At 58.9% G+C, this 14,649-nt stretch carries 10 protein-coding genes; 2 read left to right on the plus strand and 8 right to left on the minus strand.

Annotated features, from left to right (window positions below):
- Window positions 1-7: 7 nt before the first annotated feature.
- Window positions 8-778 carry a formate/nitrite transporter family protein gene (locus ACID345_RS03740; RefSeq protein WP_011521534.1) on the minus strand — a complete coding sequence of 257 codons (771 nt, stop codon included), beginning with the start codon at window positions 776-778 and terminating at the stop codon, window positions 8-10.
- A gap of 209 nt (window positions 779-987) precedes the next feature.
- Between ACID345_RS03740 and ACID345_RS03745 the strand changes: the two genes are divergently transcribed.
- Window positions 988-1,935 (plus strand): hypothetical protein, encoded by a 948-nt coding sequence (locus ACID345_RS03745; RefSeq protein WP_011521535.1) that lies wholly within the window; start codon window positions 988-990, stop codon window positions 1,933-1,935.
- A gap of 76 nt (window positions 1,936-2,011) precedes the next feature.
- On the opposite strand, the gene ACID345_RS03750 is transcribed toward ACID345_RS03745, so the two are convergent.
- From ACID345_RS03750 to ACID345_RS03775, 6 genes are all read right to left on the minus strand, one after another.
- Window positions 2,012-3,016 carry a dihydroorotate dehydrogenase-like protein gene (locus ACID345_RS03750; RefSeq protein WP_011521536.1) on the minus strand — a complete coding sequence of 335 codons (1,005 nt, stop codon included), beginning with the start codon at window positions 3,014-3,016 and terminating at the stop codon, window positions 2,012-2,014.
- Window positions 3,009-6,635 (minus strand): pyruvate:ferredoxin (flavodoxin) oxidoreductase, encoded by a 3,627-nt coding sequence (gene nifJ, locus ACID345_RS03755; protein WP_011521537.1) that lies wholly within the window; start codon window positions 6,633-6,635, stop codon window positions 3,009-3,011. Before nifJ ends, ACID345_RS03750 begins: the two co-directional genes overlap by 8 nt.
- A 380-nt stretch (window positions 6,636-7,015) precedes the next feature.
- Complete coding sequence (locus ACID345_RS03760) at window positions 7,016-8,413, minus strand: alkaline phosphatase family protein (RefSeq protein ID WP_011521538.1); 1,398 nt, start codon at window positions 8,411-8,413, stop codon at window positions 7,016-7,018.
- A 210-nt stretch (window positions 8,414-8,623) separates the two neighbouring features.
- Window positions 8,624-9,331 (minus strand): tetratricopeptide repeat protein, encoded by a 708-nt coding sequence (locus tag ACID345_RS03765; RefSeq protein ID WP_011521539.1) that lies wholly within the window; start codon window positions 9,329-9,331, stop codon window positions 8,624-8,626.
- Window positions 9,332-9,466: 135 nt separating this feature from the next.
- Window positions 9,467-9,718 (minus strand): acyl carrier protein, encoded by a 252-nt coding sequence (locus ACID345_RS03770; RefSeq protein ID WP_011521540.1) that lies wholly within the window; start codon window positions 9,716-9,718, stop codon window positions 9,467-9,469.
- A complete protein-coding gene (locus ACID345_RS03775; protein ID WP_011521541.1) occupies window positions 9,715-11,400 on the minus strand; it encodes an AMP-binding protein in 1,686 nt (561 codons plus the stop codon). The genes ACID345_RS03770 and ACID345_RS03775 overlap by 4 nt, the downstream gene beginning before the upstream one ends.
- Window positions 11,401-11,510: 110 nt before the next feature.
- On the opposite strand from ACID345_RS03775, the gene ACID345_RS25070 reads away from it, so the two are divergent.
- Complete coding sequence (locus ACID345_RS25070) at window positions 11,511-12,926, plus strand: MBOAT family O-acyltransferase (RefSeq protein ID WP_011521542.1); 1,416 nt, start codon at window positions 11,511-11,513, stop codon at window positions 12,924-12,926.
- Here the strand turns inward: ACID345_RS25070 and ACID345_RS03785 are convergent.
- Complete coding sequence (locus ACID345_RS03785) at window positions 12,923-14,581, minus strand: tetratricopeptide repeat protein (RefSeq protein ID WP_011521543.1); 1,659 nt, start codon at window positions 14,579-14,581, stop codon at window positions 12,923-12,925. The genes ACID345_RS25070 and ACID345_RS03785 overlap by 4 nt on opposite strands.
- Between the last annotated feature and the right edge of the window lie 68 nt (window positions 14,582-14,649).

Consider the following 14,649-nt stretch of genomic DNA (forward strand, 5'->3'; position numbering starts at 1 on the left):
CCTGTTTTTACGTGGTCTCGCCGGCTTTGACCTGGCCGAAGTTCAAGAGCGTAACGATAAAGATGCCGCCAGTGATATTTCCGGCGGTCGCGAAAAGGAGCCATTTCACATAGGCTTCGAGCGGAACCACGCCGGAGAAGACAGCCGCGAGTATCTCACCGCTGGTGGCGATGCAGTGTGAAAAATGTCCAAGGCCCACGATAAAGGTGAGCAGCCAGATCACCGCAATCTGCCCGATCGTCCACGAACTAGCCGAAACCATCCAGGCCACCAGCGCGATCATCCAGCCCCCGATCACTCCGCTCCAGAAAATATGCGCGCTGCTGCCGAGGAGAGCTTCCTGCCCGAGTTTCACCAGGTACTCCGCAATGTCGGGTTTCAAAGAAGAGGTCTTGACCGCAAGCGCAGAGAAGGCGCACGCCCCAAGCACATTAGAGACAAACACAATTGCCCAAAGCCGCAAGGTGTCCGCAACATGCTTGCGTTCGCTCAGGATCAACGCCACCGGATAGAGCGTGTTTTCCGTGAACAACTGCGCGCGGCCGATGATCACGGCGATAAATCCCAGCGGATAGAACAGGTAAGGAATGAAGCTGCCAGCGTGTTCCGGAAGAGCTGCTTTGGCGGTTGCCACCGCCAATCCCGTCAGACCCATGGTGATGCCGCCCGCCAATCCAGAGAACGCCAGGGCATGCGGCGTACGGCGCACCTCGTCGTGGGCATTACTCTCCACCTGTTCAAAAATCTCGTTGGCGGTAAGGCGAGAAGTCTCTGGCAATTCGCGTCTCCGCAACCTTAGATGCAGAAGTGCGTGAAGGCAGGAGGGATCCAGCGCAGGGGTGAGGTCCTGCATCCGGGTAGCTGGCCAGAGTGCAAAAAAACACTTAGGCCAAGGGTTAGATAAAACCCCGCGCAGCGGATGCCATCTAACTAACTGCGCCGCTTCGTCGAAGATTCCGATTCAAGAAGACAATGAGGGAGTTACACATGAAGAAGCTATCGATTCTTGCGGCAGGCTTGCTCCTGACCGGCACACTGGCACTTGCACAGACCGCCAGTACAGACACAACCAGCAGTCAGCCGGCGCAGACACAGTCCTCTAGCGCGACCCAGCAGACGACCACCACGACTTCCACGCCCGCAACGCCATCCAGCACCCAAGACAACGCGACCCCAAGCAGCGCGGTGACCCCGGCAACGCCTCAGAGCGATTCGCCGAACGCCAACGGTGCGGCCAAGACGCAGCCTTGCACCACGAGCGCAACGCCATGCAGCAGCGCAAACCCGGCCAGCGGCAGCAGCGCGGCGGATCAGCCTTGGGCAAAGCCGGCGACGGACACCGGCGCGACCAGTTCCACGACCACCAAGTCTTCGACCACCACGACCACGGCTCCTGACAGCACTGCGACCCCGAGCAGCACGACTCCGGACGCTGCGCCGAGCACCAGCACCACGCCGCAGTCTGAGAGCACCACGCCGCACATGATGGCGCAGGCCACCACGCCGGCGAACCCGGCCGATGCGCAGAGCTCGTCCACGACGACTAGCTCGACGACGACCAGCAGCGATGCTGCGCAAAGCACCAGCAGCGACGCGAAGAAGGCCGATTCGGCTTCCAGCGATTCTTCTGTGAAGAGCGACAAGGACACCATGCCGCAGAGCGATGCAGCTCAGGCGGGCGCACAGTCTGGCAGCAGCTCGACTCCTAGCTCGACCGACGCGCAGAGCACGACCAGCACCTCGTCCTCGACCGATGCGAACGGCAACACCACCGAAACCAAGAAGCACAAAAAGCACAAGAAGACCACGGACGCGAACGGCAACGCGACTGATTCCACTTCGAGCTCCAGCAGCTCAACCACCAGCAGCCCGAGCAGCACCAGCACCCCGAATAGCTCGAGCACGCCGGATCAGTCCTCGACGCCCCACTTCTAAACGGACGCTGTAACCTACCCAACACAAAGGCGACCCTTGCGGGTCGCCTCTGTTTGTTGCGGGGAGGGAAGTCGCTCTACTTCGCGGCAACCGTGTAGCTGCTCAGCACCTTCATGTAATTGCCGCGTTCGAACGCCGCGGGCTGCGGAACGTTCTTCTGGCTCATACTGCCCTGCATCTGCTGGATGGACTCATATCCGTGTTCCTCCATCCACTTCTGCACACCTTTCAGCAGCACGCCGACGTAATCCACGCCCTGTTCGAGCAGCGCGGAAGTGGTCATCGCAACCCTCGCGCCGGCCATCATGCTCTTGATGATGTCCTCCGGTGTGTGGACGCCGCCTGTAATTGCGATGTCCGCGGTGATTTTGCCGAAGAGAATCGCCGCCCAGTGAATGCGCAGCTTCAACTCGTTGCTGCGGCTCAACACCAGGTTCGGCGTGACCTCGAGCTGCTCGAGATCGAAGTCCGGCTGGTAGAAGCGATTAAAGATCACCAGCGAATTTGCCCCGGCGTGATCTAACTGCTTCGCGAGGTTGGCGAAGGCGCTGAACTGCGGCCCCAGCTTCACCGCGACCGGGATCTTCACGCTGTCCTTCACAACTTTCACCAGCTCAGCGTGCATGTGCTCGACGGTTGAGCCGCTGAGGTCAGGATCGGTGGGCACGTAGTAGATGTTCAGTTCGATCGCATCCGCGCCGGCCTGTTCCATCAACCGTGCGTAACGCGTCCAGCCCCCCGCCGACACGCCGTTCAAGCTGGCGATGATCGGAACCTTCGTGCTCTGCTTCGCCTTGCGAATGTGCTCAAGGTACTCATCCGGGCCAATGTTGTACTGGCCCATATCCGGGAACATGTCCACAGCTTCGGCAGAGACATCGGACCCGAACGAGAGGAAGCGATCCAGCTCGTTGCTCTCAAGGTTGATTTGCTCTTCGAAGAGCGAGTGCAGCACGATGGCTGCCGCACCCGCATCTTCCATGCGTTTGATGATGGCCTGGTCTTTGCACAGAGGAGAGGCAGAGACGACCAGAGGATTCTTCAGTTTGAAGCCCAGGTATTTTGTCGATAGATCAATCATTGCTGCCCGCTCCTTTTGCTGCGGCCTGTGCCTGTCCTGCGATGGTTTGCGCCAGTCCCTTGAGATCGCCTTCGGCCGGCATGTTCGCCCACTGTTCATACATCTTGAAGCGCGTAGTCACGTCTTCCTGCGCTTGCGTGAGCAGGAGCTGTGCGGCCTTCGGGTCGCTGTGGCGCAGCATGGTGTACCGCGTCTCGTTGTAGATATATTTCTCCAGCGGAATCGTCGGCGCCTTCGAATCCAGCGTGAAGGCCGGCTTGCCCTGGTCCACCATCGCTGGGTTATAGCGGAAGAGCGGCCAGTGGCCGGACTGTACCGCCAGCTTCTGCTGGTCGAGTCCGTGCACCAGGTCGAAGCCGTGCGCGATGCAGTGGCTGTACGCGATGATGATCGAAGGACCGTCATACGCTTCCGCCTCGTTGAAGGCCTTCAGTGTCTGCATGTCGCTCATGCCCATCGCGATGCGAGCTACGTAAGCGGAACCGTAGGTCATGGCGATCATCGCGAGGTCTTTCTTCGCGCGCGGTTTTCCGCCGGCGGCGAACTTCGCCACCGCACCACGCGGCGTGGCCTTCGACATCTGTCCGCCGGTGTTGGAGTAAACCTCGGTATCGAGCACCAGGATGTTCACGTTCTTCCCGGACGCCAGCACGTGGTCGAGTCCACCGTAACCGATGTCGTAGGCCCAACCGTCGCCGCCAAGGATCCACACCGACTTTTTCACCAGCGCGTCGGCTAGAGAGAGCAGGTCCTTCGATTCTGCAGTGTTCAGGCCTTCCAGCTTCTTTTTCAGTTCCGCGACGCGAATGCGTTGCGCCTGAATACCAGCCTCATTCGACTGATCGGCAGTAAGAACGCTCTTTACCAACTCTTCGCCGAGCACGCTGGCGAACCTCACCACCAGTTCCCGTGCGTATTCGTTTTGCTTGTCGATGGCCAACCGCATGCCCATTCCGAATTCGGCGTTGTCTTCGAACAGCGAGTTCGACCAGGCCACGCCGCGTCCGTCCTTGTTAACCGCGTAGGGCGTAGTCGGCAGGTTAGCGCCGTAGATCGACGAGCAGCCCGTCGCATTGGCGATGACCGCGCGGTCGCCGAACAACTGCGTGAGCAACTTCACGTATGGAGTTTCGCCGCAACCCGTGCAGGCGCCACTGAATTCGAAGAGCGGCTGCATGAGCTGGACGTCCTTCACCTGGTTCACGCTCAGAGGCTTGCGGTCCACTTCGTCGATGCTGAGGAAGTAGTCCCAGTTCTTCGCTTCGCTTTCACGCAGTGGGAGCTGGTCCGCCATGTTGATCGCCTTGTGGCTTATGTCGCTCTTGCTCTTTGCGGGGCAGGCTTCCACGCAAAGTCCACAACCGGTGCAATCTTCCGGCGCCACTTGCAGCGAGTAGAGCTGGTCTTTCAGGTCCTTCCACTTTGCGGGAGCGGTCTTGAAGGTCTCGGGAGCATTCTTGGTGTAATCGGTCTTGAACACCTTGGCGCGAATAACCGCGTGCGGGCAAACCAGCACGCACTTGCCGCACTGGATGCAAAGCTGCTCATCCCACACCGGAATTTCCAGGGCGATATTGCGTTTTTCCCAGAGAGCGGTAGCGGTTGGGAAGGTGCCATCCACCGGCATCATGCTCACCGGCAGATCGTCGCCGCGGCCGTCAATGATCGGACCGAGCACGTTGAGCACGAATTCAGGCGCATGCGTCGGAACCGGAGGACGCATGTCAAACGTGCTGCTGACCGTCGTCGGAACCTTTACTTCGAAGAGGTTCGCAAGCGTGGAGTCGATGGCGTCGAAGTTCTTCTGCACGATCGCTTCGCCACGCTTGCCGTAGGTCTTCTTTACGGCCTTTTTGATCGCTTCGATAGCTTCTTCGCGCGGTAAAACTCCGCTGATGGCGAAGAAACAGGTCTGCATGATGGTGTTGATTCGCGTGCCCATGCCGGTATCGCGTGCGACTTTGTAGCCGTCCACCACGTAGAACTTCAGCTTCTTGTCGAGGATCTGTTTTTGCGTCTGGCGCGGCAGGTGGTCCCAAACTTCTTCGGCGCTGAACGGGCTATTCAGCAGGAAGGTCGCGCCCGGCTCGGCGTTCTGCAGCACATTCACGCGTTCGAGGAACGTGAACTGGTGGCAGGCCACGAAGCTCGCCCTCGAAATCAGGTAACTGGAGCGGATCGGTTTCGGTCCGAAGCGCAGGTGAGAGGTCGTCAACGAGCCCGACTTCTTGGAGTCGTAGACGAAGTAGCCCTGGGCGAAATTGTCGGTATCTTCGCCGATAATCTTGATTGAGTTCTTGTTGGCGCCCACCGTGCCGTCTGCGCCAAGTCCGTAGAACAACGCACGCACCGTCTTCGCATCTTCCGTCGAGAACGTGGGATCGTACGGCAAGCTGGTGAAGGTCACATCGTCGTTGATGCCGATGGTGAAGTGGTTCTTCGAAGTCTCCTTCGCGAGTTCGTCGTAGATACCCTTGACCATCGCCGGAGTGAATTCCTTCGACGAAAGTCCGTAGCGTCCGCCCACGACCTTGGGAAACTTCGCAAACTGCTTGCCCGCCGCAAAGCTCTCGCTGATCGCCGTAACGATGTCCTGGTACAGCGGCTCACCGAGCGATCCCGGTTCCTTAGTGCGATCCAGCACAGCAATCGATTTCACCGTTGGCGGCAGCACTTGCAGGAAGTGGTCCACCGAGAACGGACGATAGAGGTGCACCTTGATCAGGCCGACCTTCTCGCCCTTCGCGTTCATTGCTTCCACGGCCTCTTGCGCGACATCGGCGCCCGAACCCATGAGGATCATCACGCGCTCGGCATCCCGCGGGCCGACGTAATCGAACAGGTGATACTGGCGTCCCACTTGCTTGGCGAATTGGTCCATCACGTTCTGCACGATCGTCGGAATCGCCAGGTAATACGGGTTCACCGTTTCGCGGCCCTGGAAGTAAACGTCCGGATTCTGCGCGGTGCCGCGGAGCACCGGTGCATCAGGGGTGAGCGCGCGCGAACGGTGGCTGCGGACGAGGTCGTCGCTGATCAGAGCGCGCAGGTCGTCCACGGAAAGCTGTTCGACCTTCGCAACTTCGTGCGAGGTGCGGAAGCCATCGAAGAAGTGAATGAAGGGTACCCGCGAGGCAAGCGTGGCGGCGTGCGAAATCAGCGCAAAGTCCATCACTTCCTGCACATTGTTCGACGCCAGCAGCACCCAGCCCGTCTGGCGCACGGCCATCACATCCTGGTGATCGCCAAAGATCGAGAGCGCCTGTGCCGCGATGGATCGCGCCGCAACGTGGATGACCGTCGGAGTGAGTTCGCCGGCGATCTTGTACATGTTAGGGATCATCAGCAGCAAGCCCTGCGCCGATGTGAATGTCGTGGCCAGTGCGCCGGTCTGCAATGCTCCGTGCAGCGCTCCACTGGCGCCGCCTTCACTCTGCATTTCGATGACTTGCGGGATCGTTCCCCAGATATTCGGTTTGCCCTCGGACGACCATTGGTCACTCCACTCGCCCATCGGCGAGGAGGGCGTGATCGGGTAGATCGCGATCACTTCATTCACTTTGTGCGCCACATAGGCAGCGGCTTCGTTGCCATCAATCGTTACTTTCGGTCTAGTCATCTATGAGTCCAATCGTCGAGGAGAACGGCCGCCGAGGCGGGCGCGAATCGTATGCGGCGGTCAGCCGCGTGTGCCTGGTTGCTGCTTACTCGCTGCGGTTTGCAACTGGAAAATGTCCCCACAGCAAACTGCAGTGCCAGTTCGAACCGCTTCTATCCTGACGGGAATAAGCACATCCAGCAGTGACTACAGACACTCCCACTTGTGACAAACGTCACAACGCGTAAGTAGATGAGAACAGAAGGATTAGCTGGTAAATCTGCCAGGCTTCAAAATGGCGAAAAAGTGCTGCCACCCGGGATTTGTGATTTCCTGCAACAGTTCGGCGCGATCGCAAAAGAAAAGGCGCAGCACGTGGCTGCGCCTGGAAGTCACGAACGCTAAGGTGTGATGCTGTGGATGCTGCAGGTCCCACTCGTCGGCTGTGTCGGCACGCCCGATGGTGCGGTCTGGTTCGGGATATTGGTGAAGTCGAAGAACTCACTCATGTCCGCCTGCGCCGCATCACGCGCCGTCAAACTCGGCAAGCTGAAACGCTTCTCGATGAACTTCAAAATCGCCGTCGTGTCCATCACGGTGTGCGAGACGTAGCCAACCTTCGTAAACGGGGAAATTACAAGAATTGGCACGCGGAAGCCGGTTCGGTTGTAGGTGTCGGGATCGTCGGTCGGCTGAAGCATCGGCGGAGTGGAATCCGGCACCGCAGCGGAATGCGGCGGAACGTGATCGTAGTTGCCCCCACCCTCGTCGTAAGTGAGGATAAACGCCGAGTCCTTCCACGAACTGCTGGTCATCAGCGCATTGATGATTTTCGCTACGTACGCTGCACCCTTCTGGATGTTGGCGTCCGGATGCTCGTCGAGCGAGCTCGTGCCGCCCTCGTCCGAAGTCTCGACGCCGGTCTCGATGAACGCGACCTGCGGGAGCTTGCCATTCTTGACATCGTCAAAATACTGGCTGATCGGCGCGATGTTCGTGCTCTTGTACTTGGCGTAGAAAGACCCAAAGTACCCGAGATAAGTGTTCCCTGAGGTCTCGTAAATCTTCCAGGTGATGCCGGCGTTTTGCAGCAGCGTGAAGATCGTGTCCTGGGAATACGTAGTGTTTGCGGGGATGTCATTGACCACTCCCAGCGCCGAAGCCGCGAAGGTCGCAAGCCGATTCGGTGGAGTTCGCGACAAAATCGGCGAGAAGAAACGGTCTGACGTAGCGAACTGCGTTGCCATGAAGTAGTAGTAAGGCAAATCCGCGTCGGTGTAATACCCCATTGCGCGGATGCCTTCGGTATCGGTGTAGGCGCCGGGTCTCTGCGCATTGTTGTCCTGCGCATAGTGCGCCGCCGAATACACGAAGCCGTCCATGTTGTACGTCGTACTCGTCGGGTTGTAGCGATTGATGTCGCGGCGGCTGGCGTTCCACGATGGCGTAACGTTCTCGGAACAGACGGTCGCGAAGTGGAAGGAAGCTACCGTGCTCGTACCATCATTCGATGGGTTGCTGGCGCCCGCCGGCAGACCATCAACGTCGGCGCCCTTTCCGTGCGCGGTCCGATAGTCGTTCAGCTTCCCGAAATACTGGTCGAAGGAGCGGTTCTCCTGCAACATGAACACAATATGGTTCAGCTGCGAGAGCTGGCCATTGCCGGGAGGTTTCGAACCACCCCCTCCCCCACCGGATCCACCGCTGCCGCCAGAGCCGCTGCCACCGGAAGACGAGCCACAACCAGAGAACGCTGCCAAGCACAATGCGAGCAGTACTACAAGGAAAGACCGTTTCATACCACCGCTTCCTAAGAAGGTGTACGACAAGCGCCCTCGTTAAGATGGAGAGTCGCTGGAGCGGCGTTGCTCTGAGCTGCTGTTGCGATTTGGAGAATTTGGCCTTCAGCGATACAACCCGAGACTCTGGCCTGATCCGGGTGCAGCGAATTTATCTTCCAGAAAAAGAAAAGCCCGCAGCCGAAGCCGCGGGCGTGAGTTGCTGAAATCCTATGTGGTCGGCTTTGCCGGCGCTTGTCCCGGCTTCATGTTCATGTGTTTTTTCGCTTGCGCCACCATCTGTTCGACATCCGCGCGCTGCGGAAAGTCCGGCACAGTCTGGAGCAGTTTCTCCCAGGTTGCGACTGCGGCCTTGGTATCGCCCTTTGCGCGCCATTGCGCCATGCCCAGGTTGAACATCGCCTGGCCGTGTTTGGGGTTCTCTTTCAGCGCCGTCTCAAATTCCTTGATCGCGCGATCCGGGTCGTTCATGTAGAGATAAGCCGTACCCAGGTCGGTGCGTACGTTCGGGTTCTTAGGCTCAATATCCAGCGCCTGGTTGTAGAACTGAACCGCGGTAGCGAACTGCTGCGCGTCGTAGTAGAGGTTGCCGACCTCAGCGAGCGTCTGCGGGTCCTTCGGATTTGTCTTCAGCTTTGCCATTAAGGGCGCGGCCTGCTGATCGGCCATGGTCTTGAGTTGCTCGGGCGAGGGCATCTGCGGTTGGCCTTGTCCGGCGCCGGCGTGCATGGCGTCGTTCGGTGCCTGCTGTTGCGACGCCATTGCTCCGGCTTGCGGCGCGGGTGTGCTCGACGCCTGCGAACCGCGGATGAGATACCCGACCGCCGTACCTACGATCAGGCAAATGACGGCCATTATGTAGGCCTGGGTGCTGCTCCAATTCTGGGTGGTGCGCTTTTCTTCCGTAGTCGCTGCCATGATTGCTTCCTGTCCGGGCGGAGGGATTTGTCACCAGGGATTCCGCTTTGACACGAAGATCCTATCGGGCCACTAACACAACGGCCTGTGATGTAGATCACATCCGATACGCGATTTCCACCAAAGGGGGACAAGCTACTTGCGGGGCTTGCCGACGCGTTGCGCGGTCGCGAACATCAGCGCGATTGTGTTCATGTCCTTGGGCTGGACTTTGCCGGCGGGAATGCGCAGGTGGGTAATGTCTTCGAGTGTGAGAAGAAGGTCCACCAACGCCATAGAATCGATCAGCCCCGAAGAGACGAGCGGCGAGTCTTCTTCGATTGTGATGCCGGGCTTGCGTAGCAGCGCCACAATGTGTGCCTTCATCTGTGCGGCTTCAGGTGTCATGCGTCGTCTCCAAATTCCGGATGCTCTTGCAGTAATTTGTCACGAGTGGCCGATCGGGCCGCTTTCCCCGCCGTGCTTTTTACGATCCACCTCGGCGGTTTGAGCAAAATCCGCCTTGGCGCCACGCCAGTCACAGCGACGACGTTTTTCCGCACTTCCTGCTCGATGGTTTCGCTCTCGGCGAGTAGCTCTTCGCGCTCGACTTCAGCAACGATCACAATGTCTTCCGTCCCGAGCTCGGGATTGTAGAGACCCATGGCGACGACGCGCCCATCGTGGATTGCCGGGTGCGTCGCGACGACATCTTCTATGTCCTGCGGATAGAGGTTTTCGCCCCCGACGATCAGCAGGTCTTTCTGGCGACCGACCACATAAAGCTCGTCGTTGAGCGGAAAGCCGAGGTCGCCGGTGCGATACCAGCCGTTCACGAAAGCAGCGCTCGTTAGATCGGGCCGGTTGAAGTAGCCGGTGAAGAGACTGTCACTGCGAATCAAAATTTCACCTACACGCTCGGGTGCCAGCGGTTCTCCTGCGTCATTCACGATCTGAACTTCGTTGCATGGCAGCAACGATCCTGAAGACGCGAAAGAAACCGCTCCAGGCACGGACGATTCCACGACTTCGATCACGTGTTCACGACGAAAGCGCGTTCCATCGGCCCATACTTCCGTCGGTTCCCGGCCAATCTTCGATTGCGTGATCGCGAAGACGTTCTCCGCCATCGCGTAACTGGATTGCAAGACTCCTTTCTTCAATCCAATCGCCGCAAACGCCGATTCAAATTCGCGCAGGCTGCTGGCGTGCACCGGCTCCGAGCAGTTGATCAACGCACGCAGAGAAGACAGATCGTAATCGGCCCAGCGCTTCTGCGGAACACGACGCGGCACGAACTGGAAAGCGAAGTTCGGCATCCAGCCTAGGGTGCACTTGCAAGTGGTGATCGCTTGCAGCAGCGATTCCGGCTGCATCACCCAGTCGAGCGACGACTGCATTACGACCGGAATGTGGCACACCATCGGCAACATGAAACAGGCGATGAGACCCATGTCGTGATACAGCGGCAGCCAGCTATAAATGGAATCGGATTGCGGATCGATCCGCAGCGCATCTGCAAGATGCTGCAGTTGTCTCAGGACCGCAGCATGCGTCAGTGCGACACCCTTTTGCAGCCCCGTAGTTCCGGCAGAGTGCTGGATGAAGGCGATCTCGTTCGGTCCCAAAGGCGAAAGCTCAAGTTCTCCGCCCTCGATTTCCGCGGATGCGCGGATGACTCTGCTTCCTTCGCCGATCGAGACGTGTCCGAGCATATCTTCCGGAAATTTGCGGTCGAGGACGATCACTTTCGCCGACAAGTTCGCCGTAACACCCGCTAATCCCGCCCGGTATTTCGCCGGCTCGACTTTGAAATTGGGATACGCTAGGAATGCCGGTACCGCACCGATCATCATGGCTCCGGCGAACACGGCCATCGCATCGATCGTCTGCGGCATGAGGATGACCACGCGATCACCGCCGCCGACCGCGGCCCGACGCAACGCTAAAGCCTGCGCTCGCGCTCGCACCCGAAATTCTGCGAACGTCACGGTCTCGCGCTCGTCCTCGTCGTCAACCCAACGAGTTACGAACGGACGCTCACCCGGCGCAGCCTCAAGCGCGGCAATCAAGTTGGGATATTCGTTCAAGCTGGCGCCTATTCTAGCGACCGAATTTCCTCACGTTTGTGCTATGCGTCACATTTTAGCCATTAGGTGGTATGCCAAAATTCGTGAGGATTGCACCGAGGAATTGACCGATGCCCAGTCGCGGAGCGCTGTACATTCTCGTGTTCTTGGTGAGCCTGCTCATCTGCGCGCGCTCGCGTTCGCGCGGCCTTCGCCAGGGCGCGCTCCTCGTCGGCTGCTACGCCGTCTATATGACTTGGGGCAGTTGGTTCCTCGCAGTGCTCGCCGGGTCCACGCTGATGAACTTCCTGCTCGGCCGGTGGATCCGCCGTTCGCCCACTCGTTTCGCCCTCGCGGTGGGCATTGCGCTGAATATAGTCGTGCTCGGCACCTTCAAGTACCTGCCGGAATCCGCCGTCTCCCTTCCATTCAGTTCGCTGCAAGCATTCGCACATCTCGCGCTGCCACTCGGCATTTCCTTCTGGACTTTCCAGGCAATGAGCTACCTCTTCGACCTCTATCGTGAAGAAGAACTCGATCCGACGCTGGCAGAATTCGCGATCTACATGGCGTTCTTCCCGGTGGTGATTTCCGGCCCTGTTTGCCGCCTGCCCGACATGCTTCCACAATTCCGCTCCGATTCCAGAACCCAAACGGATGCGATCGGACGTGGCCTCACCCGCATCGCCACTGGCGTCTTGATGATGCAGATCGCGCGCCTGCTTGGGCAGGGCATTCTCTCTGGTGACGGAATCAACTCCGGCTTCGACCGCGCGACGACCTGGGGCGGCACCGATGTCTGGTGCCTGGCGTTCGGCTACGGATTGCAGTTGTTCTTCGATTTCGCAGGATATTCGCACATCGCCATCGGCGCGGCGCAGGCCCTCGGCTTCACCGTTCCCGAGAACTTCGATCGTCCATTCACTTCCACCACCCCCTCCGTCTTCTGGACCCGCTGGCACATGTCGCTCTCCTTCTGGATACGCGACTATGTTTTCCTGCCGCTGGCGGTGTTACGCCGGGAAGTCTGGTGGCGCAATCTCGCGCTGGTGATCGCGATGGTGCTCTTCGGCGCGTGGCACAAGGCGACATGGCTCTTTGTGCTATGGGGTGCATATCACGGCGTGTTGCTTGTCGCGCACCGCCTCATTCAATCGGCCCAGCGGAAGTACAACTGGAACCCCGGAGAAGGCCTGTGGACGCCACTTTCCTGGGCGGCAACGATGCTTGCAGTGAATTTCGGCTGGATCTTCTTCCGTGCGAATTCCTGGGAGCAAGCGCAGCGAATGCTCATCGCGGCGGTTTCGCCGGGCACCTATTCCACACATTCGCTCAGCGATACTCTGTACGCTCTCGTGTTCGCAATCGCGTTTGGTTACGCAATTATCCTGATGCTCGCCGACACACTACACAAACAGCAGAGCGCGCTTTCCAGCAACCGTTGGCTCTGGTTGCCGGCTGTCTATATCGTGGTTCTCCTGCTTGTGTTGGGGATGACCTACACTCGCGGTGCCGACGCCGCGCAGTTCATGTATCGCAATTTCTAAAATATCTGACCGTTAGGCGCGAAGACCGGAAAGCCGTCCCACGGCCGCGATTGCCGCAGTTCGTTCGCGCCAGCGTCGGGATTGTAGCGGAAGAGAAAGCGCCCAAAGCCATAGTGAAGAAGATGGTCATTCGGCGCCTGTTGCAGCGCCCGTTGATATTGCGCTGCCGTGTCCTGCGGGCTCTCGTCAGCCTGCTGCGCCTGCATTGAAATTCGAAGCAGCTGCTCGGAGTGGTTCGATTGGTTCGTGAACGGCGGCTTCTGCAACCGTTCCGCCATCTCGTGCGCGATTCGGATCCGATCGTGTCCGGTAAGCGCGAGCCATTCCTCGCATTCAGACTCTGACGGCACGTCGGCTTCGCCCGCCGTCGGCGATAGCTTGCCGGCAATCTTCAGAAACATCGCGCGCGCGAGCAGGTAATTTCCTGTCGGCGTCAAATGAACGTGTTCATAGATGAGATCGCCTCCGGTGATGCCATCAACGGCGTTCGCATACAGAAGTTGTTCTGCGTCCACCAACTCCGCGCCGCCGGATTCCGCCGTGCTGCGATTGATCGCGTTAATTCGGCTATCGGCGCGGAAGCGCAGGGTATCAAGGTCGCGGGCGCGTTCGAAGTGCTTGAGCGCCTCTTCGCGCTTGCCGAGCGCCAGTTGCACTCTCGCAATTCGAAACTCTAATTCCGCATACTCGTCGTCGATCGCAAGAGTTTGCGCGTAGAGCTTCAGTGCTTCAGAATGAGCACCGGCCTCTTCCAACTTCGCGCCCTCATTCACCAGAGTGTCCCACCGCTGCAACGCTTCTTTGCTCAACCCTGCCCGATGCAGCGAAGAGAAAGGTGCGCAGTCGCGCAAGTTCGTCGCTACGGTTGAGACAATCGCTGTCGCTCCCGCTCCGCGCAAGACCCCGATCGTGTCGCGTAGGTTGGCTTCGAAGTTCGCGTAAACATAAGGCATTAGAGGCGACGACTGCGGCACCTGCTTGTCGAGGAACATCTCCATGCCGCGCCATTCCAACTTCTGCATCCCGAGCTTGGTCAGCAGTTGTCCCGTGCGCGTGGTGTGGTACCAGATGCTGCTTCGAATCGCCGGTAATTCCATGGCAGACGCCGCAAACGCCGTCCCCGCGCCATACGGCCCCACGACCTCATTGTTCCCCGAGTAGATGATCACCACGTCGGGTTTGAGCTTCGCAATCTCGCGCGCGATCGGCAATCCAACATGCGAATTGATGGCAACGGTGCCCGTGTTCATTACCTCGAACCTCATCTGCGGATACCGATTGCGCAACATGACTTCGAGATAGCGGCTGAACCCATACGCCGGATCAGGGTCTCCCATTGCCGCCGATTCGCCGAGCACGAAAATTCGGTACGTGTTCTGCGCTTTCACTGCGGGAACCGCGAATAGAGTCGGCGTGTGAATGATGCCTGGAGGAAAATACGGCGCCGTGAAGAACAGGTTGTAGCAAGCCGCCGGTTGCTGTTCCATGGTGCAGGGAACGGTCAACGAAGTCGGAAATCCAACGTCGAAAACCCGCAGAGCGCCTTCCAGGCACCCGAGAATCAGCGCAGCTCCGAACACCGCGCAAAAGATCCGCATCACCCAAGTTTTGGCGGTGATGGGCGCGGTTACAACGGCTTGCGCTGTGGCGGACATGCGACCCGCTCATCATAGATTTCCTGCCGCACAAACCCCTGTGACGCCTATCACAAAGCGTCCGTTCA

The organism is Candidatus Koribacter versatilis Ellin345 (assembly GCF_000014005.1).
GTDB classification, from domain to species: domain Bacteria; phylum Acidobacteriota; class Terriglobia; order Terriglobales; family Acidobacteriaceae; genus Korobacter; species Korobacter versatilis_A.